Origin of the sequence: Erythrobacter sp. LQ02-29 (assembly GCF_022576075.2) — a bacterium.
Classification (GTDB): Bacteria; Pseudomonadota; Alphaproteobacteria; order Sphingomonadales; family Sphingomonadaceae; genus Alteriqipengyuania.
On sequence record NZ_JANCNT010000001.1, the window covers coordinates 1,668,678 to 1,693,156 of the forward strand.

Genomic DNA, 24,479 nt, shown 5'->3' on the forward strand with positions numbered 1-24,479 from the left:
AATTGTCCGAAGAAACCCCTCTCGATCGCTTCAAGCGTGCCCTGACCGGCGGCGCCCGCGCCCTGTCGCGCGAGCGCGAGGTCGATGTCGCGTGGAGCGCGGACAGCCCGGCGGCGAGCGGCAACAATTTCCGCGTGCCGCTGCCCGGGCGCAACCTGCCCGCCGGACAGGTGCAGGAGGCGCGCGGCTTCGCCGACAGCTTCGCGCTCAGAAAGCGCCACCATAACGAGGCGTTGCACGGCAGGGGCGCTCCGTCCGAGCCGGTCGCACGCGCGGTCTACGACGCGATCGAGCAGGTTCGTTACGAGGCGCTCGGCACCAACAATTACAGCGGGATAGGCGCAAACCTCGACGCGGCGACCGAGCTGCGCGTCGCCAGCGATCCAATCGTGCGCGCGCAGAACGAAAGCGAGGTGCCGCTCCAGACCGCCATCTCGCTGATGCTTCGCGAGGAGCTAACCGGTCAGCCGGTTCCCGAGCGCGCCCGCGCCGGCGTCGATATGGTGCGTGAATTCGTGGAGGCGCGCACCGGCGGCGATTTCGAGGGGCTGGCCGAGCGGCTATCCGACCAGTCCGCCTTTCAGTCGCTCGCACTGGACATGCTGCGCCATCTCGAACTGACGCTGCCCGAGGAGGCGCCCGACGACGGCGGCGAGGGCGGCGACGAAGACGAGGGCGAAACCCCGGAGGACGACGGCGAGGACGAGGCCGAAGGCGGCGACCGGAACGAGCCCAACAGCGCCGAAATGGCGGGCGAGGCAGGGGAGGAAGGCGAAAGCGAGGACGGCGAGAGCGAGCTTTCCGGCGAAGAGGAGATGGCCGAGGGCGAGCCGGGCGACGACGGGGAGGAGGGCATGATGCCCGTCCGCCCCAACCGCCCGTGGACCGACGAGCCGGAGAATTTCGACTACCGCGCCTATACCACCGCCTTCGACGAGGTGGTCGAGGCGCCCGAGCTGTGCGACGCGGCCGAGCTCGATCGGCTGCGGCAATATCTCGACAGCCAGCTTACCGGGCTGCAATCGATCGTCACGCGGCTCGCCAACCGGCTCCAGCGCCGCCTGATGGCGCAGCAGAGCCGCAGCTGGGATTTCGACCAGGAAGAGGGGCTGCTCGATGCCGCGCGCCTCGCCCGTGTGGTCATCAGCCCCGGCCATTCGCTCAGCTACAAGCGCGAGCGCGATACCGAGTTCAAGGACACCGTCGTCAGCCTGCTGATCGACAATTCGGGGTCCATGCGCGGCCGCCCGATCTCGATCGCCGCGATCAGCGCGGATATCCTTGCCCGCACGCTGGAACGTTGCGGGGTCAAGGTGGAAATCCTTGGCTTCACCACCCGTGCGTGGAAGGGCGGTCAGGCGCGCGAGAAATGGCTCGCCGACGGCAAGCCGGCGCAGCCCGGCCGCCTGAACGATCTGCGCCACATCATCTACAAGAAGGCGGACGAGCCGTGGCGCCGCGCGCACCGCAATCTCGGCCTGATGATGCGCGAGGGGCTGCTGAAGGAGAACATCGACGGCGAGGCGCTGTTATGGGCGCACACCCGCCTGCTCGCCCGGCCCGAGGACCGGCGTATCATGATGGTCATCTCCGACGGTGCGCCGGTGGACGATTCGACGCTCAGCGTGAACAGCGCGGGCTATCTCGAAAGCCATCTGCGCCGCGTGATCGACTGGATCGAGAAGCAGAGCCCGGTCCAGCTCGTCGCCATCGGCATCGGTCACGATGTGACGCGCTATTACAAGCGCGCGGTGACGATCATGGACGTCGAACAGCTCGGCGGCACGATCATCGAGCAGCTGGCGGACTTGTTCGAGGTGGAGGGGTAGCGATGGATTGGTCGCTCGTGATGTCTGGGATCGCTTTGGTCGCGATTTCCTATTCAGGGTATCGAAGCCCCGAAAGAGACGTGAAAGGTGTTGTCGGATGGCAGAAGCGGCTTTCTGAATTGAAGGCTGGAGCGGATGAAAAATATTTCGAGGAAAGACGGCAACTCGAGGCGTATCCGCCCCCGAAACATATGACTCCATACAAACTGAAATGGGTCAGCATGTTGGGTATGAGTCTTGGTCTCGCCTTCATTCTGGCGGCTATCTTTCGATGAACGTCTCCGAAGCCGTCCGCACCCGCCGCTCGGTCCGCGCATTTCTCGACATGCCGGTGCCGTACGAGGTGCTGCATCGCGTGCTCGACACGGCGCGTTGGGCGCCCTCGGGGTGTAATTATCAGCCGTGGGAAGCGACGGTGCTAACCGGCGCGCCGCTCGAGGCTTTGCGCGAGAAACTGCGCACTGAGCAGATGCAGCCGCCCGAATACGACTGGGACGCGCCCAAGGGGGACGAGCGCTACAGGACGCGGCTCTACGAGCTGTCGGCGGCGATGTTCGAATCGCTCGGAATCGCGCGCGAGGACAAGGAGGGGCGCGCCGCGGCGATGGCGCGCAATACCGAGAGCTTCGGCGCGTCCGCGTTGCTGCTGTGCTATTTCCCGCGCATTATGAAGGAAGCGCAATGGTCCGATGTCGGCATGTGGCTGCAGACCATAATGCTGCTGCTGCGCGGCGAAGGGCTCGACAGCTGCCCGCAGGAATACATGGCCTATTTCGCCCGTCCGATCATGGAGCATCTGGGCGTGGATCGCGAGACGCACATGTTCTTCTGCGGTCTGGCCATCGGCTATGACGATCCGGACGCAGCGGTGAATTCCTTCGAGCGCTGCCGCGTGCCGCTGGATGAGCATGTGCGGTTCGAGGGGTTTTAGCGCCTGAGCTGGAACGCTTGAGGCACGGGCTCGCTTAACTGCGAAGAGGAGATCCCCATGCGCCGTACCGTACCGATGTTTGTTTTCACGTGCCTGGCACTAGGTCTGGCGGCGTGTGGATCGCAGGAACCGGGCGATGGGCAACCTTCGGCCCAGCCTACCGAACTTTCCACGCCCGCCGAGGTGACGACGACCAGCTTCGAGCCGAGCGACACCGCCGAGCCTGCACCGACCGCTTCGCCGACTACCGAAGAATACAATGTCGCCAGCAGGGAGCTGAACAACGCGGACGCGAAGCCGGTCGCCGGGTCGTGCCTTGCGGAGATCGGTCGCGAGAAGGCGGAGGCGCTGTCCGGGCAATGCAACCAGATTTCCACCGCCACACGACCGCCGTGCAATATCCAGAATTCTTGCGAGCGGATCCGCGCCGAGATCAAGCGCGGCTGTGCGTTCGGCGATGGTGCGGACAACCCGGCGTTCTGTAGCGAGCAGGAGGCGCGCTAGAGCTGCCTTGACCCGCACCGAACGGCGCTCCATCGCACGCGGATGAGCGACCTGCGCCTATTCAATTCGCTGACCCGCCAGATCGAGACGTTCACGCCCGTCCATAGGGGGGAGGCGCGGGTCTATACCTGCGGACCGACGGTCTACAATTATCCGCATATCGGCAATATGCGCGCCTATGTATTTGCCGACGTGCTGGGGCGCACGCTGAGCTGGCAGGGCTACAGACTTACCCACGTCATCAACATCACCGATGTCGGCCACCTGACCGATGATGCCGATGCGGGCGAGGACAAGCTGGAGAAGGCGGCGGCGGCGAATGCGCAGTCGATCTGGGACATCGCGCGGCACTACACGCAAGCGTTCTGGGCCGATGTGAAGGCGCTTAATATCCGGCAGCCCGCGGAATGGTCGGTGGCGACGGACTATATCGGCGAGATGCTCGATTTCGCGCGAAGTATCGCCGACAAGCACTGCTACCAGCTCGATTCCGGCCTCTATTTCGATGTCTCCACGGTGGCGGATTACGGCAAGCTCGCGCGGGCGGTTACCGAGGAGGGTGAGGGACGGATCGACGCGGTCGAGGGCAAACGCAATGCCGCCGACTTCGCGATCTGGCGCACCACGCCGCCGGGCGAAACGCGGCAGATGGAATGGGATTCGCCCTGGGGCCGCGGCGCGCCGGGATGGCATCTGGAATGCTCGGTCATGGGCGGCAAACTGCTCGGCTTCCCGTTCGATATCCACACCGGCGGGATCGACCACCGCGAGATCCATCACCCGAACGAGATCGCGCAGAACCAGGCGTTCTGCGGCTGTGGGGGGCTCGACGTTCCCTCACATTCGGGTGCCAACATCTGGATGCACAACAATTTTCTGGTCGACCGGACGGGCAAGATGAGCAAGTCGTCGGGCGAGTTCCTGCGCCTGCAACTGCTGCTCGACAGGGGCTATCACCCGCTCGCCTACCGGCTGATGTGCTTGCAGGCACACTACCGCAGCGAGCTGGAATTCTCCTGGGAAGGGCTGGGCGCGGCGCTGACGCGGTTGAAGCGAATGGTGCTGCTGGCGGCCCCTCTGCACGCTGCCGACAAGGTCGACGAAATGCACCCGAAGTTCGAACCAGCGCTGTCGAAGTTCGAAGATGCGGTGACGGACGACCTCAATACTCCGATCGCGCTGACCGCTCTCGAGGAAGCGCTCGCGATGAAGAAAGTGGATGCCGGTGCCAAGCGCGCGGTCATCGAGAAAATGGATGCCGTGCTGGGCCTCGGCCTGCTCGACCTCGCGCGTACCGACCTGCGCATCCGGCCGAAGGATGCGCAACTGAGCGAGGACGAGATCGAGGACGCGCTCACCCGCCGCAAGGCCGCGCGGGCGGAGAAGGACTTCGCCGCCTCCGACGCCATCCGTGATGAGCTGACGGCGAAGGGGGTCGAGGTGATGGACGGGGACCCGCTCGGCTGGGAATGGAAGCTGGGCTGACCAGTAAAGAAAATGACGATCGCCGTTCTTTCCGCGCTCGTGCGCCCGCTGGTGGAGCCGCAGCTCCCCCCTGAGATAGAGCCGCGCTGGTTCACCTCGGTCGAGGAAATGCACGCGCTGGCGCCAGAGGCGCAGATCGGGTGGTTCGATCATAACGACACCGCGATCATGCTGGAGGCGGTGCGGCGCGCGGAGCGACTGGAATGGCTCACCTCGATCTATGCCGGGCTAGATTTCCTGCCGCTCGACCTGCTGCGGACACGTGGCGTCACGGTCACCAACGGGGCGGGGATCAACGCCGTGACCATCGCCGAATATGTCGTGATGGGGATGCTGGTTCACGCAAAAGGCTACGACGACGTGGTCCGTGCGCGAGACGCCCGCGAATGGCTGTCCGATTCGCCGGGCAAGATGGAGCTGGAAGGCGGGCGGGTGCTACTGCTCGGCTATGGCGCAATCGGGCGGCTGATCGAACCGCGGCTGACGGCGTTCGGGATGGAGGTCACCGTTGTCCGGCGCTCCGGCGGCGAGAACGCGCTCGGGCCGGACGAGTGGCGTCGGCGGCTGGGCGCGTTCGACTGGATCGTCCTCGCTGTCCCTGCGACACCGGAGACCGAGGGCATGATCGGCGCGCCCGAACTCGCCGCGATGAAGGACACCGCCGTCCTGGTGAACATCGCGCGCGGCAGCGTGATCGACCAGCCTGCGCTGATCGACGCGCTGGAGGCAAAGCGGCTGGGCGGGGCGTTTCTCGACGTGATGACGCCCGAGCCGCTGCCCGCCGATCACCCGCTATGGGATGTCGAGCGTGCGCATCTGACCATGCACCTGTCGGGCCGCGCGCAGACCAGGATGTTTCAACGCGCCGCGACGCGTTTCGTCGAGAACTGCCATCGCTGGGTGAAGGGCGAACCGGTCGAGCCGCGCTTCGACCTGTCGCTTGGGTACTAGCGGCTAGACATCTTCGAGCAGCAGTAGCTCGGCGGTCACGGTCAGGCGCGGCTGGGGCAGCAGCACATGGTCCACCTCTACAACGGTGGCATCGGCGACCAGCTGGCCGGGGATCGTGAACTCGTGTTCGCGCAGGTCGCCGATGAATTGCTCGCCTGCCGCGACGGCTTCCGCGCCTTCGAAACACAACACCACGCGGTGCCGCGCCCCGGCGAAGGTGATGCTGGCCCAGGGGGTTTCCAGGTGCTCGCGAACGATCCCGTGACCATCGGCCAGGGCGAGAAGCGCGGCGCGCAGGCGATCGGCGGGGGTACGACGGGCGCGCGGGCGGCGGGGGAGGGGGCGTTCCTCATGCATGGCGCGCGCTCCGCCAGTCGGTCATGAACCGGTCGATCCGGGACACAGTGCCGCTGCGCGGTTCGCGCCCGTTCCTGAGGTCGAGCACGAAGCGCGGATCGTGCGCGGCGAGGCGACCGAACTTGGTCGCGGGCATGTCTGTAGCGCGCCAAAAAATCCGCGCCATTTAATCGGGCGGTATTATCGGCTTCCCGGGGCTTGCACCGGCCCTTCAACGTGGGTCGCGCTGGCCTTCTCCAGATCGATGGCGAGGCGGTGGCCTGCCTCCGCCTTGATGGTGTTAAGGGTGCACAGCCTCACGTCTTCGGCGGAGACGAGGACAAGCCCTTCACTGTCTTCACCAGCGCTATTGCCATCGCCTGCGCCGGGGGCATCCAGCTGGGGCGCTCGACGGGCTCCTTCAGAACCTCGGGAGCCTTGATCCGCGGGGCCGGTTCGGGTTGCGCCGCCCGGACAGCGAGCGGCTTGCCCGCGCATCCCGCCAGCAGCAATGAAGCGCTCAGTAGCGCCGAGAGCAGTATCGAGGTCGGCAGTCGCATCGTGATCGATCCTTTCCGCGAGGTCGCTGTAAATCCGCTCGCGTTCAAGCCGCGCATTGCGCGCCAGCTGGGCGGCAAGGTTCTGGGCGCTCTTGATCGCGGCGAGCTCCTCATCGCGTTTCACCACCGTTTCCGTCAGCCCCTCGATCGCGAACACCTTGAAGCCGAACGGCCGCAAGGCCAGTCCGTCGATCCGGACCGTCTGCACCACTGCTACGCCAAGCACGACAGCGAAGATCGCGAGGATGATCGCATTGCGTGCGATGAAGGCGGAGAGCTTCGCCTCCATCAGAGCGCTCCTCGCGCTTCGAGATCGGCCTCGACCGCGTCGCCCAGGCACATTTCATAGTCACCGATGCGCGCCGCGTCGCCGGTCCGCCGCAGGATGAGACCGCGCACCTCCCTGCCGCCCGCGAACCGATACTTCAGGATCGCCCGGCACGCCTCGCGGTATTCGCCGCGATTGAACAGCGCGCTCACGCTCGACTTGCGATAGGCCGCCTTGCCGATGTTGTAAGCGAGATCGGCGTGCGCGGCCTGCTGATAGGGCCAGCGCTCGATGCCCGGCGATACCTGCGCGACATAGGCGAGATGATCGCGGAACGCGCGCTCGCTCATCGCGTCGCACTCGGCCGGCGTGTAGCGGCGCATCTCGACCCGCGTCTGCCCATCGCAGACCGTCCAGACGCCGACGATATCCTGATAGGGATCAAGCCTGCGCCCCTCCCAATCGGGCGTCAGGCTGAACATCAGGGCGAGCGCGCTGATCGCGCCGGCGACCGCGCCGCCGGCAGCGGCGGTCTTCCGACCGGGCTTCGCGTTACCCGGCATCGCGCGCCTCCAGGGCCTTCTGCCGGGTCAGGCGCATGAACAGCGCGAGGAGGAACAGCGCGACGCTCACCAGCGAGACGAACTCGACCGGCAGCAAGCGCGCCAGGGGCCTCGGCATCATGTTCCAGAGCCAGAGGACCGCGCCCGGATCGAACATGATCCACGAATGCAGGAAAACGCCCAGGGCGATCACCCGCACGCTCCAGAGCCGCCACCAAAGGCGAGCGTCGGGCACCAGCCTCTCTGCAATCCAGCTTTTCATTTCGACCTCCTGTAGAAGTCGGCCGAATAACAGGCGGAAAAGCCGTCGATCCCGGTGCGCTGGCACACCGGCATCAGATCCAGTCCTGGAGGGTGAGCGCCCATCGCGTGTCGGCGGCGTCGGCACGTTCGTATGGCTCGAACCGCTCGAACACGCCATAGTGGATGCGGTTGTGCGAGACGGCGTTGTCCCCACCTTCGACCAGCAGCACCGGTCGCCGGACCCCGACCTCCATGATGGTGTTCCAGAGGTCCTCGACCTCGGCGTCGGAAAGGTCGGCGGCGGTGAAGCGATAGGAGCCCTTGATCGCGCCCGACCCGAAGCCGAACCCGCCGCCCGCCAGATCAACCCGCTCGCCCAGATCGATCGGCCGCCGGCCGGAGCGCCATTCGTAAGCATGCTCCGCGCGTAGCCCGACCAGGGCGAGCCCGATCTCCAGCGCGGGCGCGCCCTGCGCCTGGGTGAAGGTGAAGCGGACGAAGCGCCCCTCGACCGGCTGCTGCGCCAGCGCCAGCGCGTGGAAGCGCGCGCCCGCCGCGCCAGGCACCCGCATCGTCGCCGGGCCATGAATGACGGTATTGGTCTGCCGGTCGGCCGAGATCACCGTCACCGCCCAGGTCGCAGTCGCGGCCGCATTGGTGAAGCCGAGCATCGCGGTATCGATCGGGATCGTCGCGCCCAGATCGACCTCGATCGAGCCCGCCCGCAGCGCGCCCGCCCGCCAGACCTCTTTCGGATCGGGTGTCGACAGATAGGCGGCCCCGGTCCCGTCGGATACGGTGACCGAGGCGAAGGGCAGCGGGCAGAGGATGGTCAGGCCACGCATCAGGCGGCTCCTATCTTGCGCAGGACGGTGAAAAGGGTGACGCCGCCCTCGCGCTCTTCGGCCCCGATCACGAAGACCAGCGGACCCTCGCGATAGCCTTCCTCGTCGGCGAACAGCGGCAGTGCTGTGCCGATCCGGTGGGCGTGGCGACCGGGAACCTCGATCGTCTCGACCGCCAGCGGGCTGTCGAAGAACGCTAGCTGGCGCAGCGCCTCGGCTCTGGCGTCGGCGCGCAGGGCGAGCGGCGAGGAGACCGCGCCAACCGAGGCGAGGTCGCCCCAGCGCGCCGCGATGACCGCGTTCGTCGCGATTTCGACCAGCTCGTTCGAGCGCAGCCATTCGGACCTGGTGGCGGGCACGCCGTTCATGCCGTGGCCTTCACGGTCGCGGTGCCGGAATAGACGTTCAATGCAACGGCGTTGCCGCCGCCCGTCGTCCCGGCATAGCCGAACAGCTCGACTTCATAGAGACCGGCGGCGAGGCCCGCCTTCTCCTGCGTCACGAGGATGGTCCCCGGATAGCTCTGCTGGGTGAAGGATGGCTTCATATAGACGGGCTGCTGCCCGCCCTCCACCTCGTCATAGTCGCTGCCGATATAGCGCGACGCCCCGGTGCCGGCGATATAGGCACCGAACGCGGCCCATCCCGCCGTCGGCACGCCCGAGCCGTCGACCGGGCGATAGCGCCACTGCGCATACATCTGCGTTTCCGAAGTGCTCCCGTTCAAAGCAGCGCACTCGTAGGAAAAAGGCCCGGTCGCCTTGAGTTTCTCTCCGCTCGCGAGCGACAGGATCAGTGGGAGTTCGCCGCTACCCATCCGGGTAAGCTGCGCGACATTCGCCGGGGCGTTGGGGACCTGCTCGATCGTGCTGTCGCTGCCCTGCTTGACGCCCGAGCCGCCGCCTCCGCCAACCGAGCTGGTCGGAGGGGGATCATCGGCAACCTCGAAATCGACCGCGTAGGGGCCATAGCTCTGCCCGCTTACCGTCACAGTGAGGCGAACCGATCCCGCGCCGAAGCTGGTCCCCTGGCTGATCGTGACCGTTCCTTTCGCCGGGTCGCCGTTCGCATTGTTGACCGCGACCGCCAGGCCACCTGTCGCGCTGGCCGCGTAGGAAACGAAGTCCTCGGCAGAGACGTTGGCCGCGCCTTTCTGCACCAGCGGCTTTATGCTGCGCGGCAGCTGGCCGGCCTTCACTTCGCCCTCGTAGGTTCGATAGACCTTCTGGGTCGCGGGAGGCGTAATCAGGACCTGGGCGTTCGCGGTGATGTCCGCCCCGCTTTCCGAGGCCCATTTGCGGTCCCCGCTTTCTGTGATGTTGTCCGCGGTGCGGTCGACCAGCAGCGACAGGCTCTTCCCCGCGGTGCGATCGGCGTTCAGTTCGCCGGTAAAGTCGCCGCCGCCGTTCGCCCGGCGCAACAGATTGCTGGCATAGGCATCGTTCGCGGTGATCTTGTTGTTCGCGACCCGCTTGCCCGCGCCGGTGCCGATGCCCTGCATCTGGCCATTGCCGTCGATCGCGATCTGCTCGTTGGCAACCGGCTTCGGCAGCGAGATCGGTCCAGTCGTAAGGCGGCCATCGCCGCCGATGGTCCACGCGTCGTTCTTCACGTCCGTGTCGCCAAGGAGCTGGCCCGAGCTGTCCGTCAGATTATCGCCCGCGATCGCCCCGGCGGTCGCGCCGCCTTCCTGCCGTCCGACGTAAGGATCGGCAGCGTACCAGACCCCCGCGTCACCCCCGGTTCGCACGCTGCCCAGGCGGATGAAGGCGACATCCTCGGGCACCACGAATTTGCCGCCGACCACTCGCCAGGCGACGGGCGCGCTGTTGTCGAGCGCTGTCCCCGCGATCGCGGTGATCGAGCTGACATAGCCCCTCATCGCGTCGAAGAAATCGACGAAGCAGGAAAGCTGACCGTTCGCCCCGTCGCGATAGACGAACCGCGAGACGAAAACGGTCTCCCTGGGGTGGACCGGCAGGTAGCCCGCGTCGAACATCACCGCGTTGGTGCCGAGACCGTGTGCGATCCGGTTGTTGTTGCGATTGTTAGGGCCGAGGTCGAGGTCGCGCTGGATCACCGCATTTGTATTGAACGGTGCGAAGTCGAGCCGCACCGCCCTGGTTAGCCGAACCGGATCGGACAGGAGATTGGTCCCGCTGGTCGCGCCGTCCGCCGGGCGCGGCCGGTCGGGATCGGTGTCGGCGACTTCGGACCAGCGCTGGTAGGAATTGAGCAGATCCTCGCGCGCCAAATCCGCCTCGCCATCGGTCAGTTCGTCTAGCAGGATGCCTGCGATCTCGCTTTCGCTGTGGACCCGCTCGTTGCGCTGGAAGCCGATGCGCCGCTCGCGGTGCGGCGGATGGGTCCGCGAACGCCCCTTGAACACGCCCTGCAGGGGATCTGCACCGGCGGTGAAGGCGAAGGGCCGAATGGCGATCGTTCCGGCCGGCTGCGGCACCCAGAACAGCGACAGGCCGTAGAGCAGCCGGTCGATCGCCTGGGCGAAGCTCTCCTGCTCAGAAGCGATGTGAATGCCGGCAACGCCCGGTCGCAGGTCGCAGGCTTCTGCCAGCGCTTCGACCGCTGGCCCGGAGGCGAGGCGGCTGATCGCATCGGCGATCGCGGCGGCCTGCATCGATCCCCCGGTTCCGGCGCTGCCGATGAAGTCGGCCGTCAGCGGCGCGCTCGGCCGGGTCCACCATTTCGCGCAGGCGATCGAGGGCGCGACCACCCCGCCGCCGCGCGCGGGCTGGCTCGCCTGCAGCGCGGCGAAGGTCGACCGTTTCCCCTTCCTCGGTCAGGCCGGGGAATGTGACGGGCTGCCAGGCGCGGCGTTCTTCGACGAGTTTGAACATGAAAGGGTCCTGCAATCGGGATGAAAGATGGTGGGCCGGTCTCAGCGGGCGGTAAGAACCAGATCCTCGTTCGCGGCGTCGGTGGTCAGCAGCAGCGAGATGTCGAACATCAGGACGTCGTCCTCGTTCTGCTCGGCGATCGCGGTAATCTGCGCCTTCGCGCCGCCCGCTTCGACGATGTTCCCGGCGGCGGTGCCGTGGACGAAACTCCAGGGGACGAGATCGCCGGTCTGGAGGCTGGCGAGATAGTCCTTGGTCGCGATCGAGGGTGCCTCGATCATCGCGCGGGCGGTCGCGTTGTGATTGCCGCTCTTGACGTAGCGCGCACCGACCAGCGAGCGCAGGTTCGCGTTCACCCCGCCATCGATCTTGAGCGACCGGGTGATCGCCGCGAAGCCGCCCAGCGTGAACAGCGAGTTCTCGTTGTTGACCTCCAGCCCCTCGACCCAATCGGTGAGATCGGCCGCGCCAGCCACCGAGACCACGCGCGGCGCGACGGTCGGGATCAGGCCGGTCATCGTCAGACTGGCGAACGGGATCTGCCCGGCGGTGAAATCGAGGCTGAAAGTGCCGCGCTGGCCCAGCGCCTTGCGCAGCTGGTTGCCGCCGGTCCAGGAATACTCGGTCAGCGAGCCGTTCGCCTCGCCCGGTCGGGCGAAGACCTGGCGAACATTGTCGCCCGCCGTCACCTGCGCCGGCTTCATCCCGCAGGCCGCGAGCAACTTCATCCAGGCAGGCGCGGTCCCGGCGGCACCGGAGCCCGCGAGCTCGACCTCGTAGCTCGACCGGATGCGCGCATTGCTCGGCTTCTGCCGGGTCGCGCCGTAGTTGCGATTGTCGAGGTTGCGGTTGACCTGGTCGACCTCCAGCGGGGTGGTCGAGTAATTACGGGTCAGGATCGCGTCGGCCGCCAGCGTCGGACCGGCGTCGGTGCCATAGGTCGCCTCGGCCTTCGCCGCGATGATGCGGGTCACATCAACCATAGAACTTCTCCGTCAGTTTGCGGGCCTCGCCGGCCAGCGTCTCGTTCCAGTCCTTCGGGTTCGCGAGGGGATCGCCCTTCGCGTCCTTCAGCTCCGCCAGCACCTTCGCCCGCGCCGGGCCGTTGACAGGCAGGCCGAAGCCGTCGATCTGAAGGCACCCTTGCCGCACCGAGGGGGCGGACTTCCCGGTGCGCTGGCTTACTTCCCGCGCAGCCTCGACAGGGACGGGTGCGGGCGCGGTTTTCTTCGGGTTCATCGGGTCTTCCTTTCGCGATAGGTGCAGGTGAATTGCGCCGCCCAGCTGAGCGTCGAGGCGTCGAGGTCGAGCAGCCGCCCGCCCGCGATCATGCAGGCGGAAGCCGCCTCGGGATGCTTCCACCCGAACAGGCTGTCCTTCACCCGGCGCAGTTCGGTGGTGAGCGTCTCGCTGGCCTGCGCTGCGTTGCGACCGGGCGCTTCCATCACGATGACGACCGAGAGGCGCAGGGTGATCAGCTGATCGTAGGCACCGACCTTCGGCTGCCCCGCGGCACCCTCGCTTTCGGGAATGACGAAAGCGGCGGGCAGGTTGCGAGGCGGCGCGGTCAGCTGCGCGAACTCGAACAGGCCCTTGACGTGACCGTAACCGGCTTCCTTCAGCCGCTCGACGAAAGGCGCGAGCGCGATCACGCTGCTGCCTCGTCGAACGACCGGCGCAGATGCGCGGTGAGAACCTCGACGATATCCTCGCGGTCCTCGGGATCGAAGCCGAGATAGGGCCGCGCGGGCATCACCACCTGGGCGACGACGCGCCCGGCGAAGGAAAGCGCCTTCTTGTGCCTGGGGCGAATGGTCCCGCCGAACTGATGGATCGCGGCGTAGATCTCGGGCGGGCCACCGGCACGAACGCCGACCTCGGCAAAAGTCGGCCCGGACCGGCGATCGAGCGCGCGGTAGAGGCGGCCGCTGTCCTGCAGCGTCTTGCCGCCGTCCTCGATCGCGCGGCGGCTCTTCTTCCAGGGAACGCCGCTGACGCCGCTCTCGGTATCGAACCGGCGGCGGGTGCTTTCGAGCAGCCGCTCGGAAATGTCGTCCATCGCCGGCGTCAGATCCTCCGCGCCCTCGATCGCGGCGCGCAGCTGCTCGGACAGGCGCTGTTCCAGCCTGATGGTGATGATCTCGCTCACCGGAAACCGTAGTCCTTCAGCCCGTCCGGATAGGCGCGGCGGCCGGGCCGGACGCGAACCGGATCGCGCGGCGCGGTCGCCTCGGGCCGAGCTTCGCTGCCGAGCTGGAGCTTGCCGTCCCGGAACCCTTCGAGATTGCGCAGCGCGAGCTTGCGCCTGGTCTCGACGTTTTCGGGGACTTCGTTTTCGTAAAGGCCGGCGCGCGCCAGATCCGCGACGATCGCTTCGATGATCGCGGGGACGCGCTCGAAGGGAAGCTTGAACCGGCCGGCGAGGTGCGCCTCGGCTTGCGCCTGCGCATCGACCAGGGCGTTGACGACCAGCCCCTTGTCGATCCGGCCGTCACCCATATCGGTCAGGCGCAGGACCTGGTCGCGCCCGACGCGCGAAACGAAGGCGGCGACCGAGAGCATCGGCGCGCCGCCATCGGGCATCACCCAGGCACCATCGATCACCGCGACCTCGATCGCGATCGCGCGGGTCGAGCCGTCCTCGATCGGAACCTGCGCCTCGACCAGATAGAGCTCGCCATCGCTGCCCCCGCTCAGCGCCAGTTCGAGATTACCCTCGACCAGCATCGCGTCGGCCCCGATCGCCGCAGCATTCGCGACCACACCGCGCTGCTCGATCTCGACCAGCGCCTGCCCGGCACCCCGACCGCCCAGATCGACGCGATGGACGATCCGTTCGGTCGGGGCCTTGATGATCGAGACGACGCGCATCAGCCGTGGTGGTCGGCCTTCGCCGCGGCGACGCGCATCAGCGCCGCGCGGATCTCGGTCTCGGCCGCGTCCTCGGGCAGTTCGAGCGCGGCGACGTCGCCGAAGCCGGAGGCGGCCGCGAGGTCGAGCAGCTGGCGGCGATCGAAGCTGCCGAGCATCGCGTTACCGCGCGCGGCGATGATGGCCTCGGCCTTCTCGGCCACGCTCGGCTTGGGACCGGCGGCGGGAATATCGGCGATCTTCTCGTCGGCGATGATCTTGTCGAGCTGCTTGTGGCTCTTCGCGGTCAGATCGTGGCGCATCTGCGCGTTGGCGGTGACGAAATTGAGATCACCCTTTCCGGCGGTGGCCGCCGCCATCGAGCGCTGGGCCGTGCCGATCGGGCTGCCATCGGCCTCGCGATCGCGCGCGGCGACCGGACGCAAAGCGCCAAGACCGACTAGGCGCTTGGCTTCGGCTTCGTCCTCGATCTCGACGATCGCGCCGATGGCATGGGGACGCTTCTTGCCGTTGGAAAGGCGGGTAAGAACTTCGTAGTCGGACATCGGATCGGTCCTTTCGCTGGGGGAAATCGAAAGGCGGGGCGACGGCCGAAGTCGCCGCCCCGCCCCCAGGGCACTGGATCTGAGCCGCCGGTTAGGCGACGCCCTGGAACAGGAAGCCGGCGTCGGAACCGACGATCTCTGGCGACTGCTCGTCGATGACGTTGTTCACCCAGCTGCGGGTGTCCTTGTCCCACTCGACCGGCTCCACGAACGGATGCCCGCGCAGGCGATAGGTGTAGCCGTAGGACGGCAGGCGGATGTTGCGCTGCCCCTCCGGCGCGACGAAGGCGAGAACCGCGTCCTGCCCCCAGACATCGACGGTGGTGCCATCGTCGAGGTCGTAGATCGCATCGCCGGTGACGACGTTGGGAACGTCGAAATACTGCGCCAGCATCTCGTCCGAGACCGCGGCCGAAGTGGTGTATTTGAAGTGGTCGCGGATCTTCGGATGGTTCTTCGCTGCCGAACGCGCATCGGCCGAGAGGAGGAGCGTGTTCGGTCGGCGGCCGGTGCGTTTGCGGATCTGCTCCTTACCGGTCTCGACCTGGTCGGCCGGGTCGCTGTCGGCGCTCGTCCACCGGTCGCCGGCGGCGAGCGCCAGCTTGTTCCCCGCATCGTAGGCGGCGGGATTGCGGGCGAGCTCGGCCTGCTGGATCTCCAGGCTCAGCGCGATGACGGCGAGAACGACGTCGACGCTTTCCTGCTGCAGGTCGATGCCCGGCACTTCGCCGGCCTCTTCGACGAACTCGATCGGCGTCACCGCCTGCAGGGCGTCCTGGGTGAGGTTCACCGGCAAACCCTTGTAGCTCATCGTGTAGCGGCCGATGTTCGTGCCGGGCGCGCGAGCGGTGAGGACGCGCCGCAGCGCCTCGCGGTTGAATTCGATCCGCTTGGCGGCGCGGGTCGGCATGTTGACCAGCGGGAACAGCCGGTTGCCGACCATCTGCGCATTGGAATAGCCGCGAACGTGTTCGGACAGGATCGGATCGACGACGCGCGCCTGGGCGGCGCTCATCTGCTGTCCGGTGGCGGGGGCACTTGCCATTTTCAAAGCTCCTTCAGGACGTTTTCAAAGAGGGTGCGGCGCGCGGGTCTCGGGGGCGCGCCGCTACCCCGAATTCTGGATCCGGACCGCTGGATCAGGGCGTCAGCAGCACGGTGACGAAGACGCCGTCCCCGGCGCTGTCCTCCAGCGCCTTGGCGACTTTCTTTCCGGCGTTGAGCGCCACTGCCTTGCCGCCGGCACCAACCTCGATCTCGTCGCCCTTGTTGAACACGCCGCCCGCGATCACGCGCTGGGTGCCCATGACGGTCACCGCGACGGCAGTGCCGGTCTCGGCGTCGTAATCGGCGATGCCGAGCGCATCCTCGCCCGCGCCGGCGGTCTGGTCGTCGAAGCCGACGAAGGTGTTGACGGCGACCGGGGCAGCGACGCTGGCAACGGTCAGGGCGAGAAGGGGAATGTGGGGCAGTCGAGCCATCGGGGCTTACTCCTGGTTGCGGGATGGAAGGTCGGCGGGCGCGATCAGGCGCCGGCCTGCGCCTGGCGGACGGCGTCCATCCAGGGGAGATCGGGGTTCGCGGTCTGCAGCTTCTTCGCCGCGGCGTGGAGCTGCTGGCTCTCCTCGGGGACCGAGTAGCCGGCGGGCGCGGCGAAGCTGATATGGCCGTTGCCGTGCGGCGTCGGCTTGGCCTGCTCGCCGAAGCTGATCAGCGGGGTCGCGTCCGACAGCAGCTTCTTCAGCGCCGCCTCGGGCTTGATGCTCTCGCCTTCGCCGAAGCTGACGGTGGCGTCGGTATCGAGCTCGCCGAGCCGGTCGAGCAGGCCGGTGACCAGGTCCTTGCCCGCCGGGGCGAGCTTCGCGTCCTTCACCAGCCCTTCGGCGAAGCTGGCATTCGCTTCGTGCCGGGCGTCGGCGGCGGCCTTCTTCTGCTTACGCTCGCGTTCGTCGGCCTCGCGCTCGCGGCGGGTCAGCTCGGCCTCGCGCTCGGCAAAGCTGGCATCCTGATCGCCGCCGGTGGTGGTGGTCGGCTTCGCGGGCTTGGTCTTGTCGGACATCGGTTCTTCCTTGGGTTGCGTGTCGATGGTGACGGTCGCGTCCTCCTCGCCCTCGGCGAACTGGACGGTGCCGAGCCCCTTCACGCCGGGCGCGTGCGCGCCCAGGAAGCCGATGTGCTTCAGGTAGAAGGAGCCGGGTTTGGGATTGTGGGGATTGCCGGGCTCGTAGAGCCGGGCGGAAACCTTGCGATAATCGCCCTTGCGCACGCGCTCGGCGAAACCGGCCTCGATCGTGTCGGGCCGCGCGACCAGCTCGCCGCCCTCGACGGAGAGACTGCCGACCCAGCCCCAGGCGGGATCGTCCATTTTCGGATGTCCGATGACGAGCGGGGCGGGATCGCTGTCCGCATCGTAGCCATCGGCGATCGCCTGCAGCTCGGCCTGGCCGAAAGTGATCTGCTTGCCCTCGACCGACGTGAAGGTGCCGGGGCGCAGAATGCGAATGGAAGGGGTGGCGGGTGTCGGCTGATCCATGCCGACCGCCCTAGGCGGGTCCGGCGGCCGTTATCCCGGTGCGCTAGCTTACCGGGATATCAATCCTTTTCGTCACCCATCGACGCGAGCTGCGCCAGCAAATCACGACGTCGAATTTCGAGACTGTTTATCTCTTCATGAAGCCGCCATTGCTCAATAGGGTCTTGCTCTCTCTCGAGCTTATCATTTAGCAACATTTTATTCATCTCGATGTGAAACAATTCTGACCTAGCGGCAAGTCTTCCATCTCGCGACCTAATACTTTCGTGAGGATTGACAAAGTCTGTCCACTCTTGTGGCTTCATCATCCAAGTCCGTGATGATTCATATTTCTTTGTCGGTTTCTCCGCCTTTTGTACCGACTCAATCGTTCCTGCATCTGCCTCGAACAGCTCAAGGAGGCGGGAAAGTGGGATTATGTGAACCGTCTTCTGCGCGGCAGCCCTATATTCCTCCAACAGCTCCAGCCTGGGCTGAAATGGGTTCTTGTCGGACTGGACATACCAATCCTGCTTTTGGTCTCCAGTCACGAATATGCAGTGAGATTTGCGCTTCTCACCTTCCTCGAGAATTGTTTTCCAGATCAGCAGATCGCCAAAGCCGCCATCTTCCTTCCTGTCGTCCTTATATCCGGGGGGACGCCGCTCTGCGTACCTGCCTTGAGCCTCTTTGCGGAACGCTTCTTCGTCGTTCAGACATTCGGGATCGGGGGCGACAACCCCTCCGAACAGATCTCGGTAGGCTATCGAAACCGGGTCTTCCCCAACGTCCGAGGAAATTTCGTCCGCTATCTCGCGCATAGCCTTTAGCGCTTCCTTCAGCGGCTCCTGGGCCTCCCTCACTTTCTGCTCCGCTTCGCCGTATTTTGCGAAGCCACTCAGAGCACCAATCTTCTTCGCAGAACCGGGGCCGGTCAGAGATGCGCGGTCCCGTATATATTTCGCAATCGCCGCCACTTTGGCGGAGCGGTGTTTGGCGAACTCGCGGGCCGCCTGCGCGGGAATGACCAGGCGACCATTCTGGGTGAGCTCCTCATAGACCTTGCTGACCTCGGAAAGGCTGGCTTCCTCGAATTCGTACGGGAGCAGAAGCACGTTCGCGTCGAGGGCTACGAAGCAGTCGTCCTTGATCGCGTCCAGCTTCTCATAGCGCGCGTCGAAAATGCCCTGCGCATCTGGAAAGGCCTTGCGGAGTGCGAACGGACTTTGCTCTTCCGCGCCGCTTTCACTTTGCCCCTTATCGTCTTTCATTTCCTGCCCCCGATTTGCGCTGGCACGATTAACCCGGTCGGCGAGCTCCGATCAATGGAAATTGGCCGAGGGGAACCTAACCCGGCGGATAGCAGGGCTGGAGATCCGGCCTCTTCCGACCGCAACGACTGCAGCGGAGCTTGCGCGCGAGCCGCTCGATCGAGCGCGAGACGTCAAGGTGAATCGCCGCGACCGTCAGCGCAGCGGGATTGGCATGGATCACCCGCCCGCAATGTCGGCAGGTGATCCGGATCCAGTATCCATGCCGATGCAGGTCGCCGAGCGAATCGATGCGGTAGCGGGCCATACGCTGCGGATGGAACACAACAGGAACAAGATAAAGGGGGGTGTCTCGGTATGCGACTACGAGGTTCAGAACGGACGGGTGCAGACTCCCGACTACGGGAAAGCGGTGATATGCGAGGTTGATGGAGAACACACGCCGCTCAATTTTGCGAGCCATCTGGAAATACAGGGTTGTCCGCTATGGGACTATCTTACTGGGTGCGATGTCCGCTTGGGACGTCGGTTCGAACCAATTCGGGCTACCAAAAATTCCGAGAATTTGGGATAAGACCGGGGCGCTGCTTCCTTTATGGGTATGGTCCTACTTGCTTCTTCTTCTATTTGTTTATGGCCTATTCGAATATGTACGGTTGAACATACCTCCTGATGTCACAGATAAGCAGATCAAAAAATCTCCGACCAAACCTGCTCCGGAACAGCATGCCCCCGACATAAAATTCTCAGAAATACTCCATTCGTTGATGCACGCCCGAGGCGTGGTAGATGACGGAAGCCAAGAGGCTTTCGATAAAATACAAGAAATAGCGCAGGAGATATCGGATCAAATGTTTGTGCGGTATTTGAATGCCTGGGGAAGGATGGGAGCGGGTTCGCCGTTAAGGAAGATTCCTATTAATATTTCACGGATGGGCGTTGGTGTTTCGCGCACCTCTTCCGGGGAGCTGCATTGCGCAATTAGCTACAGGGCAGAGGGCTTGCGGCAGTGCTGGATTTACGACGTGTCATTCATGAAAAAAGAGGTTCGGCCATTATGGCCGGAGATAAACAGCAAGGTTGACGCCTAAAGCTCGTAGGGCCTGTGATTGGGTGTGAAGCCCCGCACAGGCGCAACCGAAGCGTTTAGCACCTTCCGGACCGCGGCAACACTCTCGGTGCCCTCAGCGTTGAAATTTCGCCAACTTCGATCTGATGCGATGGCTTGCCTTGCGGGCTAACAGATCGATTGGACCTGGGTCAGCGAAGTAGCTTCATCGCGAAGCCACCTATCACCACCGCATAGCAGAGCAACAGAAAGGCGAACTCGATGCGGAGCAGTCGCTTGTCCATCACCACTTCCTGGCCAGGCCGCGATCGATCAGCTCATGGCCCGCGTCGCGGCCGTCTACCATCACCCGGACCAGGGGGCGGCGGTAGCGATCGGTCCGGCCGGAATAAACGATCTCCACCTTGCCGCTCGCCATGATGCGCTGCAGCGCGCGCTTGGCCTCCTCGCCCTTGCGGTAGTCGCACCAATGCCGCGATCGCTGCTTGGCCGAACGGCAGGATGGCGACCCTTCCAGCTCCGGCGCATCGATCGCTTCGAGGCGCAGTCGGGTGCCATCGCACCGCTTCAGGGTGTCCGCGTCGTGGACATAGGCGATGCATTGGGTGGCGGCTGCGAGGGTCAGCGCGAGCATCATGAAGCCGGGGAAATGCTCTTAAAACGTCCGACAAGGGAGAGAAGTTCTTCGTAATTGCTAGGGTTGGACAACAAGTTTCGTGGCTCAATACGGCAAAAGTCGATGAAGTAATCCCCGACAGGGTCTTCTTGCTTCATGATAGAAGATCGATTGATTTCGGCGATGTTAGCATATTTCTTTAGCCGACTGAGTGCCTCATCAAATGTTACGTGACCACTCCCGGGATCGTAGTTGCTAAAAAACACGAATTGCCAGCTTTGCAGCCTTTGTGGTCCCCAATTTTCAAATGGCTCACCCTGCTGATCGGCAAGTATCATCGGTATGAGTAGCGGCAACATCAAAGGCGCGCCCTGAGTGAGCGCCAGACAATTTTCCAACCTGTCTACTACAGGGAACGCGTGGCGAGGGCCGAGACCGGCGGCATGCATATAGTATCCGATGAGATATCCCGGATGGATTTCGACAGCGCCCCTCTCGTCTTGGTAAACTTGCGGCGCGCGAAGCCGATCAATCGGCAACCCGCGTTCTTCAATCAAGTCGTGGAGAATGCGATGAAGTGGTACATCCTTCAGCATGTAGCGCTGATTGACGAAGCGGCCGAGATAGGCCGCGCCGTCGAAATTTACTCCGTAGGGGACCGCCACCGAGTGGCGTAGAGCGCCAGCGTGCATGCCCAGCACGAAGGCCACGCCTTCGACGTCAAAGAGGTGCTTGATCTCCTCAAGTAGCTTGATCGCGTAGTTGGGCCGACAGCGATCGAGTTCGTCGATCACGATAACAATCGGAAGTTCCAACCCCTTTTCCTCGCCCACTCCTGCGACAAGTTCGCGGAGAGCAGCCTTCATGTTGTCGACCTCGGTGCGAGCTTGGTTGAATTCATCGATCCGCGCTTCCATCGATACCGATGCTATCGGAGTTTGTTTGATCGCTTTCTCGATGACCTCATCCGTCGCCTTTCCGATTGCCTTCTCCCCATCTTCGGAGACATCGCCGATTGCGCCGATCGCCTCGACCGCCCCTTCCGTGATGAGATAAGCCAAAGCCCTTTTCGAGGCTCCAAGCGCTGAAATTTTCGCCACCTTGCCGGCGCGATCGACGAACTTGGCCAAGCGAGCCTTCAACTCTGGAGATTGGTGCGATGGTTGATCGAACGCATTTCGCAATGTTGCGGCTAAGGCGACGAGCGGTTCGTCTTGGAGATCGTCGGTCCATGCATCAACGAAGGCGACAGGGTGGTTCTTCCCCATCTCTTTGGCGAAGCGCCTGAGAAACCAGCTTTTGCCGCGACCGTAAGGCGCATCGACTGCAAGGACGAAGCCGTGGCTATCTTCGCGCAGCGACCTGCGAGTCGCCATTGTTTCAAGATAGCCTATCAGTCGTTTGGCTTCTTCCTTGCGTTGCAGCTTGTCGCCTTCCCAGATGTCGCCTTCTTCGCTCATGTTACCCTTTCCCCTTGTTCCGGCGACAGGAATAGCGAAGCGGGACACTTCTGTCAGAGCATTATTCGTTCGTGGTTTTTGCGTATAGGATCGGACCGATGCGACGCCTTGCGATGATTCTCGCCGGCCTGATGGCCCTGAGCGGTTGCGGCGATACCGCCTGGGTCCCGGAGGCCGAGATGCAGCCCGCCAAAGCGCTGGTCGATGCCGAATTCGCGATCATGGGACCGCGAGAGTTCACGCCTGGCTGGTACAGTCTCGGCGAACCGGCGACCGGGACGATCTGCGGGACCTTCGCGCCGGGCGAAGCGGCGCGCGAATATGTGACGGAGCGCCGCTACATCTACAACGCGGGCGGCAATGGCGACATTCTGATCGACACGATCCCCGAACTCACCGTCTCCAACTCACCCGTCACTCAGCAAATCACGCGGCAGACGAAGGCCGCCTTCGAGGATGCCTGGTCAACGGGGTGCGAGGACTTCCGCCCGCGCTGGAAGCGCTAGAGCTCGGTCATCACGAAGCGCACCCGGCCGATCGGGCGGATCGCGTTGATCTCCTCCCCGGTCAGGGTCTCGGGCGCATAGGCCGGGTTGTCCGACACGATCGCCAGGGTCCGCGGCTTGCCATCCTCGCCCCGGTCGAGCGGGTGCAGGCGTTTCACCGAAACCTCGCCCTCGCGGCCGAAGACGTAAACGCCCGCGTCCACGATCTCCTCGGTCCGGCCCAGCAGCAGCAGCCCGCCATTGAGGATCGTCGGCTGCATGCTGTCGCCGCGCGCCTCGACGATCGCGGCCTGGTTGGCGGAAATACCGAGCTGGCGGAGGAAGCGGCGGGGAAACGGCATCCCCTCGTCCGCGCCGTCGGGTAGCGGGACGAGCCCCGGCCCGGCGGAGGCCTGGGCGCGGTAGCGCCGCACGATCACCACCGCATCGCCGTCTTCTTCCTCGTCCGCGTCGTCGTCGCCGGCCCCGGCATCGATCACCGCCTGCGGATCGGCCCCGATGACATCGCAGATCGCCTGCAGGCTGCGATAGCGCGGCCGCGAGCCGAGCTCGGCCGCCGGATCGAAGCGCAGGATCTCGGAAAGGGACTGACGCGAGATCTGCGCTCGCTTCGCCACCTGATCCTGGCTGCCGAACTCTTTCACCAGCGCCTTCAGCTGCCGCGCGGACGCGGCGGTCCAGCCCGCGACGAACGCGTTATCGTTTTCCTGTTGACCTGACACTTTGCCTGACATATTCCTAATGTCGTCCAAATTGACAGGAGCAATTCGTGCCAGCCGACATGCACCCCGCCGATATCAAGGCCGAGATCCACAAGCGCGGGATCTCGATGACGGAGCTGGCTGAAGACAACGGCCTGTCGAAGCAGACCCTGATCGCGGCGATCGGCGCGCGGGTTTCGGGCCGGGCCGAAAAAATCATCGCGGATTTCATCGAGCGCAAGCCGGCCGAAATCTGGCCCTCGCGATACCACCGCAACGGACGACGCATCATGCTCCGTCGCACGGCGAAGAGGGCCGAAGTCGCGTGAGCGCGGGCCGTTTTCAGCATGGGAAACCTCGCATAACGCAGGCCTATCACCGGGCGCGTCGCGTGTCTTGTCCCTATTTCGTTCCGCTTCTTCCGGAGACGGTTTCGTGAGTGGCCGGGTGCCGCGCCACCTGTCCGCGCAGCAGATCGCGGACCTCGGCCTCGACGAAATGCCTTCGACCAAGCGGCGGGTGAACAGCCTCGCCAACCGCGAGGGCTGGCGCTGGATCGAGCGGACCGGACGCGGCGGGGGCAGGCTCTACCGCGTCGCTGACCTGCCGCAGCCAGCGCGCGAAGACCTGGTCTCGCGCTTCCCGGCCAATACCAACACCCGCAAGGCACCCGGCAAGCGCGGTCGCCCCGCCGGGCGCAACTTCTTCACCGACCATTCCGAGATCGCCGACGCGGTGGTCGGCTGGCTCGCGAGCCGCAAGCTCTCCGCCGCCGTCATCCGCGAGATGATCGCGGCGCAGTTCGACGCGGTGCCCTCGCTCCGCACCCTGCAGCGCTTCATCGCCGCGGCCGAGGATCGCCACGCGCTCGCCCTCCAGAGCCTGCGCGATCCGTCCGGCTTCAAGTCGACCCGCAGGCTCTCGCTTGGCCGGGCCGATGCGGGCCTGACGCGGCTACTATCGTCATCCCCCGCTCGAACCTGATCGCTCTCCCCGAGAGCGGATCGACCATCACGCACGAGCTCGGCGCGCTTACCATCCAGTCCGTGAACACCGGACCGACCGAAATCACCCTTTTTTGCAGGAGAACCACTCATGGCCGATAACGTGACAACAACCGGTGGCGACGAGCTCGCGTTCGACGAAGTCGAAATCGGCGGTCGGCCGGTGAAAGTCGCCCGCAACAAGTTCGGGTTTGGCGACGACGGCGAATACCGCGAGGTGGGGGAGGACGAGCCCTTGCCGGTCAAGAGCCCTGGCAGCGCAACCGAGGCGAAGCAGGACGCGGCGATAGCCGTCACATCGAAGCTTGGCAGTGCGAAAACTTGGGCAGCTATCGTTCCGGACGACGACAATGATCTGCCGATGATACCGGATGCGATGTCCTGCGAAGGCGAAGCAGGACTGGTAGTGCTCCAAGGAGCAGACGGTAACGCCGAGACGTTCTCTTTCGAGAAGGGTCAGATTCGCCCGTTCGCCCCAATTCGTGTTCTAGCGGAAGGAACAACCGCGACCGGTCTGATGGGCCTGTTCGCATAATGCCCATGTTGGGCGG

The 24,479-nt window shown here is 64.9% G+C and carries 34 protein-coding genes; 12 read left to right on the forward strand and 22 right to left on the reverse strand.

Annotated features, from left to right (window positions below; genetic code table 11):
• Positions 1 to 2: 2 nt before the first annotated feature.
• Genes cobT through MKP08_RS08240 form a run of 6 tightly spaced genes read left to right on the forward strand, consistent with a single transcriptional unit; the run spans position 3 to position 5,700 of the window.
• Positions 3 to 1,829, forward strand: a complete 1,827-nt coding sequence (cobT, locus tag MKP08_RS08215) for a cobaltochelatase subunit CobT (RefSeq protein ID WP_241553410.1) — start codon at positions 3 to 5, stop codon at positions 1,827 to 1,829.
• Positions 1,830 to 1,831: 2 nt separating this feature from the next.
• Positions 1,832 to 2,104, forward strand: coding sequence for a hypothetical protein (locus MKP08_RS08220; protein WP_241553411.1), 273 nt, complete (start codon positions 1,832 to 1,834; stop codon positions 2,102 to 2,104).
• Complete coding sequence (locus MKP08_RS08225) at positions 2,101 to 2,760, forward strand: nitroreductase (RefSeq protein ID WP_241553412.1); 660 nt, start codon at positions 2,101 to 2,103, stop codon at positions 2,758 to 2,760. The genes MKP08_RS08220 and MKP08_RS08225 overlap by 4 nt, the downstream gene beginning before the upstream one ends.
• A gap of 57 nt (positions 2,761 to 2,817) precedes the next feature.
• A complete protein-coding gene (locus MKP08_RS08230; RefSeq protein WP_241553413.1) occupies positions 2,818 to 3,264 on the forward strand; it encodes a hypothetical protein in 447 nt (148 codons plus the stop codon).
• Positions 3,265 to 3,306: 42 nt separating this feature from the next.
• Positions 3,307 to 4,749, forward strand: coding sequence for a cysteine--tRNA ligase (cysS, locus tag MKP08_RS08235; RefSeq protein ID WP_241553414.1), 1,443 nt, complete (start codon positions 3,307 to 3,309; stop codon positions 4,747 to 4,749).
• A gap of 12 nt (positions 4,750 to 4,761) precedes the next feature.
• Positions 4,762 to 5,700, forward strand: coding sequence for a D-2-hydroxyacid dehydrogenase (locus tag MKP08_RS08240; protein ID WP_241553415.1), 939 nt, complete (start codon positions 4,762 to 4,764; stop codon positions 5,698 to 5,700).
• Positions 5,701 to 5,703: 3 nt separating this feature from the next.
• Here MKP08_RS08240 and MKP08_RS08245 read toward each other — a convergent pair whose 3' ends face one another.
• From MKP08_RS08245 to MKP08_RS08280, 8 genes are all read right to left on the reverse strand, one after another.
• A complete protein-coding gene (locus MKP08_RS08245; protein WP_241553416.1) occupies positions 5,704 to 6,057 on the reverse strand; it encodes a hypothetical protein in 354 nt (117 codons plus the stop codon).
• Positions 6,050 to 6,193, reverse strand: a complete 144-nt coding sequence (locus tag MKP08_RS08250; RefSeq protein ID WP_241555622.1) for a hypothetical protein — start codon at positions 6,191 to 6,193, stop codon at positions 6,050 to 6,052. The genes MKP08_RS08245 and MKP08_RS08250 overlap by 8 nt, the downstream gene beginning before the upstream one ends.
• Before the next feature lie 44 nt (positions 6,194 to 6,237).
• Complete coding sequence (locus MKP08_RS08255; protein ID WP_241553417.1) at positions 6,238 to 6,885, reverse strand: hypothetical protein; 648 nt, start codon at positions 6,883 to 6,885, stop codon at positions 6,238 to 6,240.
• Complete coding sequence (locus MKP08_RS08260; protein ID WP_241553418.1) at positions 6,885 to 7,427, reverse strand: lysozyme; 543 nt, start codon at positions 7,425 to 7,427, stop codon at positions 6,885 to 6,887. Before MKP08_RS08260 ends, MKP08_RS08255 begins: the two co-directional genes overlap by 1 nt.
• A complete protein-coding gene (locus tag MKP08_RS08265) occupies positions 7,417 to 7,689 on the reverse strand; it encodes a hypothetical protein (protein ID WP_241553419.1) in 273 nt (90 codons plus the stop codon). Before MKP08_RS08265 ends, MKP08_RS08260 begins: the two co-directional genes overlap by 11 nt.
• A 73-nt stretch (positions 7,690 to 7,762) precedes the next feature.
• The gene (locus tag MKP08_RS08270; protein ID WP_241553420.1) at positions 7,763 to 8,515 is read right to left on the reverse strand and encodes a hypothetical protein; all 753 of its coding nucleotides are present in this window, start codon (positions 8,513 to 8,515) and stop codon (positions 7,763 to 7,765) included.
• A complete protein-coding gene (locus tag MKP08_RS08275; protein WP_241553421.1) occupies positions 8,515 to 8,883 on the reverse strand; it encodes a hypothetical protein in 369 nt (122 codons plus the stop codon). The genes MKP08_RS08270 and MKP08_RS08275 overlap by 1 nt, the downstream gene beginning before the upstream one ends.
• On the reverse strand, positions 8,880 to 11,153 hold the full coding sequence (locus MKP08_RS08280) for a hypothetical protein (RefSeq protein WP_241553422.1): 2,274 nt from the start codon (positions 11,151 to 11,153) through the stop codon (positions 8,880 to 8,882). Before MKP08_RS08280 ends, MKP08_RS08275 begins: the two co-directional genes overlap by 4 nt.
• Positions 11,154 to 11,178: 25 nt before the next feature.
• Here MKP08_RS08280 and MKP08_RS08285 point away from each other — a divergent pair, with 25 nt between their 5' ends.
• Entirely contained in the window at positions 11,179 to 11,397 is a 219-nt protein-coding gene (locus MKP08_RS08285) for a hypothetical protein (RefSeq protein ID WP_241553423.1), read from the forward strand.
• 17 nt (positions 11,398 to 11,414) lie between these two features.
• Here MKP08_RS08285 and MKP08_RS08290 read toward each other — a convergent pair whose 3' ends face one another.
• The 11 genes from MKP08_RS08290 to MKP08_RS08340 all read right to left on the reverse strand — a co-directional run bounded on the left by MKP08_RS08290 (position 11,415) and on the right by MKP08_RS08340 (position 18,879).
• On the reverse strand, positions 11,415 to 12,356 hold the full coding sequence (locus tag MKP08_RS08290) for a phage tail tube protein (RefSeq protein WP_241553424.1): 942 nt from the start codon (positions 12,354 to 12,356) through the stop codon (positions 11,415 to 11,417).
• The gene (locus MKP08_RS08295) at positions 12,349 to 12,612 is read right to left on the reverse strand and encodes a hypothetical protein (protein WP_241553425.1); all 264 of its coding nucleotides are present in this window, start codon (positions 12,610 to 12,612) and stop codon (positions 12,349 to 12,351) included. The genes MKP08_RS08290 and MKP08_RS08295 overlap by 8 nt, the downstream gene beginning before the upstream one ends.
• Positions 12,609 to 13,025, reverse strand: coding sequence for a hypothetical protein (locus MKP08_RS08300; RefSeq protein ID WP_241553426.1), 417 nt, complete (start codon positions 13,023 to 13,025; stop codon positions 12,609 to 12,611). The genes MKP08_RS08295 and MKP08_RS08300 overlap by 4 nt, the downstream gene beginning before the upstream one ends.
• Complete coding sequence (locus tag MKP08_RS08305) at positions 13,022 to 13,522, reverse strand: phage virion morphogenesis protein (protein WP_241553427.1); 501 nt, start codon at positions 13,520 to 13,522, stop codon at positions 13,022 to 13,024. The genes MKP08_RS08300 and MKP08_RS08305 overlap by 4 nt, the downstream gene beginning before the upstream one ends.
• The gene (locus MKP08_RS08310) at positions 13,519 to 14,244 is read right to left on the reverse strand and encodes a DUF1320 domain-containing protein (protein ID WP_241553428.1); all 726 of its coding nucleotides are present in this window, start codon (positions 14,242 to 14,244) and stop codon (positions 13,519 to 13,521) included. The genes MKP08_RS08305 and MKP08_RS08310 overlap by 4 nt, the downstream gene beginning before the upstream one ends.
• Positions 14,244 to 14,789, reverse strand: a complete 546-nt coding sequence (locus MKP08_RS08315; RefSeq protein ID WP_241553429.1) for a hypothetical protein — start codon at positions 14,787 to 14,789, stop codon at positions 14,244 to 14,246. Before MKP08_RS08315 ends, MKP08_RS08310 begins: the two co-directional genes overlap by 1 nt.
• A 91-nt stretch (positions 14,790 to 14,880) precedes the next feature.
• On the reverse strand, positions 14,881 to 15,834 hold the full coding sequence (locus MKP08_RS08320; RefSeq protein WP_241553430.1) for a major capsid protein: 954 nt from the start codon (positions 15,832 to 15,834) through the stop codon (positions 14,881 to 14,883).
• 94 nt (positions 15,835 to 15,928) lie between these two features.
• Positions 15,929 to 16,270 carry a capsid cement protein gene (locus MKP08_RS08325; protein ID WP_241553431.1) on the reverse strand — a complete coding sequence of 114 codons (342 nt, stop codon included), beginning with the start codon at positions 16,268 to 16,270 and terminating at the stop codon, positions 15,929 to 15,931.
• Positions 16,271 to 16,314: 44 nt separating this feature from the next.
• Complete coding sequence (locus tag MKP08_RS08330; protein ID WP_241553432.1) at positions 16,315 to 17,322, reverse strand: hypothetical protein; 1,008 nt, start codon at positions 17,320 to 17,322, stop codon at positions 16,315 to 16,317.
• A 59-nt stretch (positions 17,323 to 17,381) separates the two neighbouring features.
• Positions 17,382 to 18,572, reverse strand: a complete 1,191-nt coding sequence (locus MKP08_RS08335; RefSeq protein ID WP_241553433.1) for a PIN domain-containing protein — start codon at positions 18,570 to 18,572, stop codon at positions 17,382 to 17,384.
• A gap of 76 nt (positions 18,573 to 18,648) precedes the next feature.
• A complete protein-coding gene (locus tag MKP08_RS08340; RefSeq protein ID WP_256970033.1) occupies positions 18,649 to 18,879 on the reverse strand; it encodes a hypothetical protein in 231 nt (76 codons plus the stop codon).
• Between the two features lie 121 nt (positions 18,880 to 19,000).
• On the opposite strand from MKP08_RS08340, the gene MKP08_RS08345 reads away from it, so the two are divergent.
• Positions 19,001 to 19,663, forward strand: a complete 663-nt coding sequence (locus MKP08_RS08345; RefSeq protein WP_241553434.1) for a hypothetical protein — start codon at positions 19,001 to 19,003, stop codon at positions 19,661 to 19,663.
• 261 nt (positions 19,664 to 19,924) lie between these two features.
• Here the strand turns inward: MKP08_RS08345 and MKP08_RS08350 are convergent, their stop codons facing one another.
• Positions 19,925 to 20,278 (reverse strand): thermonuclease family protein, encoded by a 354-nt coding sequence (locus tag MKP08_RS08350; RefSeq protein WP_241553435.1) that lies wholly within the window; start codon positions 20,276 to 20,278, stop codon positions 19,925 to 19,927.
• Entirely contained in the window at positions 20,275 to 21,717 is a 1,443-nt protein-coding gene (locus MKP08_RS08355; RefSeq protein ID WP_241553436.1) for a P-loop NTPase fold protein, read from the reverse strand. Before MKP08_RS08355 ends, MKP08_RS08350 begins: the two co-directional genes overlap by 4 nt.
• 98 nt (positions 21,718 to 21,815) lie before the next feature.
• On the opposite strand from MKP08_RS08355, the gene MKP08_RS08360 reads away from it, so the two are divergent.
• A complete protein-coding gene (locus MKP08_RS08360) occupies positions 21,816 to 22,223 on the forward strand; it encodes a hypothetical protein (protein WP_241553437.1) in 408 nt (135 codons plus the stop codon).
• Here MKP08_RS08360 and MKP08_RS08365 read toward each other — a convergent pair.
• Positions 22,220 to 22,945: a LexA family transcriptional regulator gene (locus tag MKP08_RS08365; RefSeq protein ID WP_241553438.1), complete on the reverse strand. Its 726-nt coding sequence runs from the start codon at positions 22,943 to 22,945 to the stop codon at positions 22,220 to 22,222. The two genes, MKP08_RS08360 and MKP08_RS08365, sit on opposite strands and share 4 nt — an antisense overlap.
• A 47-nt stretch (positions 22,946 to 22,992) precedes the next feature.
• Between MKP08_RS08365 and MKP08_RS08370 the strand changes: the two genes are divergently transcribed.
• The 3 genes from MKP08_RS08370 (at position 22,993) to MKP08_RS08380 (ending at position 24,463) form a co-directional block, all read left to right on the forward strand.
• Positions 22,993 to 23,253, forward strand: a complete 261-nt coding sequence (locus MKP08_RS08370; protein WP_241553439.1) for a helix-turn-helix domain-containing protein — start codon at positions 22,993 to 22,995, stop codon at positions 23,251 to 23,253.
• Between the two features lie 106 nt (positions 23,254 to 23,359).
• Complete coding sequence (locus MKP08_RS08375; RefSeq protein ID WP_241553440.1) at positions 23,360 to 23,908, forward strand: DNA-binding protein; 549 nt, start codon at positions 23,360 to 23,362, stop codon at positions 23,906 to 23,908.
• A 111-nt stretch (positions 23,909 to 24,019) separates the two neighbouring features.
• The gene (locus MKP08_RS08380) at positions 24,020 to 24,463 is read left to right on the forward strand and encodes a hypothetical protein (RefSeq protein WP_241553441.1); all 444 of its coding nucleotides are present in this window, start codon (positions 24,020 to 24,022) and stop codon (positions 24,461 to 24,463) included.
• Positions 24,464 to 24,479 lie beyond the last annotated feature (16 nt).

Coding starts and splice junctions, on each gene's coding strand:
- MKP08_RS08245 (WP_241553416.1), bottom strand. CDS start 6,057: ATGCATGAGGAACGCCCCCTCCCCCGCCGCCCGCGCGCCCGTCGTACC.
- MKP08_RS08315 (WP_241553429.1), bottom strand. CDS start 14,789: ATGTCCGACTACGAAGTTCTTACCCGCCTTTCCAACGGCAAGAAGCGT.
- MKP08_RS08355 (WP_241553436.1), bottom strand. CDS start 21,717: ATGAGCGAAGAAGGCGACATCTGGGAAGGCGACAAGCTGCAACGCAAG.
- MKP08_RS08360 (WP_241553437.1), top strand. CDS start 21,816: ATGCGACGCCTTGCGATGATTCTCGCCGGCCTGATGGCCCTGAGCGGT.
- MKP08_RS08330 (WP_241553432.1), bottom strand. CDS start 17,322: ATGGATCAGCCGACACCCGCCACCCCTTCCATTCGCATTCTGCGCCCC.
- cysS (WP_241553414.1), top strand. CDS start 3,307: ATGAGCGACCTGCGCCTATTCAATTCGCTGACCCGCCAGATCGAGACG.
- MKP08_RS08340 (WP_256970033.1), bottom strand. CDS start 18,879: ATGGCCCGCTACCGCATCGATTCGCTCGGCGACCTGCATCGGCATGGA.
- MKP08_RS08225 (WP_241553412.1), top strand. CDS start 2,101: ATGAACGTCTCCGAAGCCGTCCGCACCCGCCGCTCGGTCCGCGCATTT.
- MKP08_RS08295 (WP_241553425.1), bottom strand. CDS start 12,612: ATGAACCCGAAGAAAACCGCGCCCGCACCCGTCCCTGTCGAGGCTGCG.
- MKP08_RS08310 (WP_241553428.1), bottom strand. CDS start 14,244: ATGCGCGTCGTCTCGATCATCAAGGCCCCGACCGAACGGATCGTCCAT.
- MKP08_RS08320 (WP_241553430.1), bottom strand. CDS start 15,834: ATGGCAAGTGCCCCCGCCACCGGACAGCAGATGAGCGCCGCCCAGGCG.
- MKP08_RS08260 (WP_241553418.1), bottom strand. CDS start 7,427: ATGCCGGGTAACGCGAAGCCCGGTCGGAAGACCGCCGCTGCCGGCGGC.
- MKP08_RS08250 (WP_241555622.1), bottom strand. CDS start 6,193: ATGCCCGCGACCAAGTTCGGTCGCCTCGCCGCGCACGATCCGCGCTTC.
- MKP08_RS08255 (WP_241553417.1), bottom strand. CDS start 6,885: ATGGAGGCGAAGCTCTCCGCCTTCATCGCACGCAATGCGATCATCCTC.
- MKP08_RS08230 (WP_241553413.1), top strand. CDS start 2,818: ATGCGCCGTACCGTACCGATGTTTGTTTTCACGTGCCTGGCACTAGGT.
- MKP08_RS08335 (WP_241553433.1), bottom strand. CDS start 18,572: ATGAAAGACGATAAGGGGCAAAGTGAAAGCGGCGCGGAAGAGCAAAGT.
- MKP08_RS08240 (WP_241553415.1), top strand. CDS start 4,762: ATGACGATCGCCGTTCTTTCCGCGCTCGTGCGCCCGCTGGTGGAGCCG.
- MKP08_RS08220 (WP_241553411.1), top strand. CDS start 1,832: ATGGATTGGTCGCTCGTGATGTCTGGGATCGCTTTGGTCGCGATTTCC.
- MKP08_RS08265 (WP_241553419.1), bottom strand. CDS start 7,689: ATGAAAAGCTGGATTGCAGAGAGGCTGGTGCCCGACGCTCGCCTTTGG.
- MKP08_RS08380 (WP_241553441.1), top strand. CDS start 24,020: ATGGCCGATAACGTGACAACAACCGGTGGCGACGAGCTCGCGTTCGAC.
- MKP08_RS08275 (WP_241553421.1), bottom strand. CDS start 8,883: ATGAACGGCGTGCCCGCCACCAGGTCCGAATGGCTGCGCTCGAACGAG.
- MKP08_RS08345 (WP_241553434.1), top strand. CDS start 19,001: ATGGAGAACACACGCCGCTCAATTTTGCGAGCCATCTGGAAATACAGG.
- MKP08_RS08270 (WP_241553420.1), bottom strand. CDS start 8,515: ATGCGTGGCCTGACCATCCTCTGCCCGCTGCCCTTCGCCTCGGTCACC.
- MKP08_RS08285 (WP_241553423.1), top strand. CDS start 11,179: ATGAAGTCGGCCGTCAGCGGCGCGCTCGGCCGGGTCCACCATTTCGCG.
- MKP08_RS08325 (WP_241553431.1), bottom strand. CDS start 16,270: ATGGCTCGACTGCCCCACATTCCCCTTCTCGCCCTGACCGTTGCCAGC.
- MKP08_RS08350 (WP_241553435.1), bottom strand. CDS start 20,278: ATGATGCTCGCGCTGACCCTCGCAGCCGCCACCCAATGCATCGCCTAT.
- MKP08_RS08280 (WP_241553422.1), bottom strand. CDS start 11,153: ATGCAGGCCGCCGCGATCGCCGATGCGATCAGCCGCCTCGCCTCCGGG.
- MKP08_RS08290 (WP_241553424.1), bottom strand. CDS start 12,356: ATGGTTGATGTGACCCGCATCATCGCGGCGAAGGCCGAGGCGACCTAT.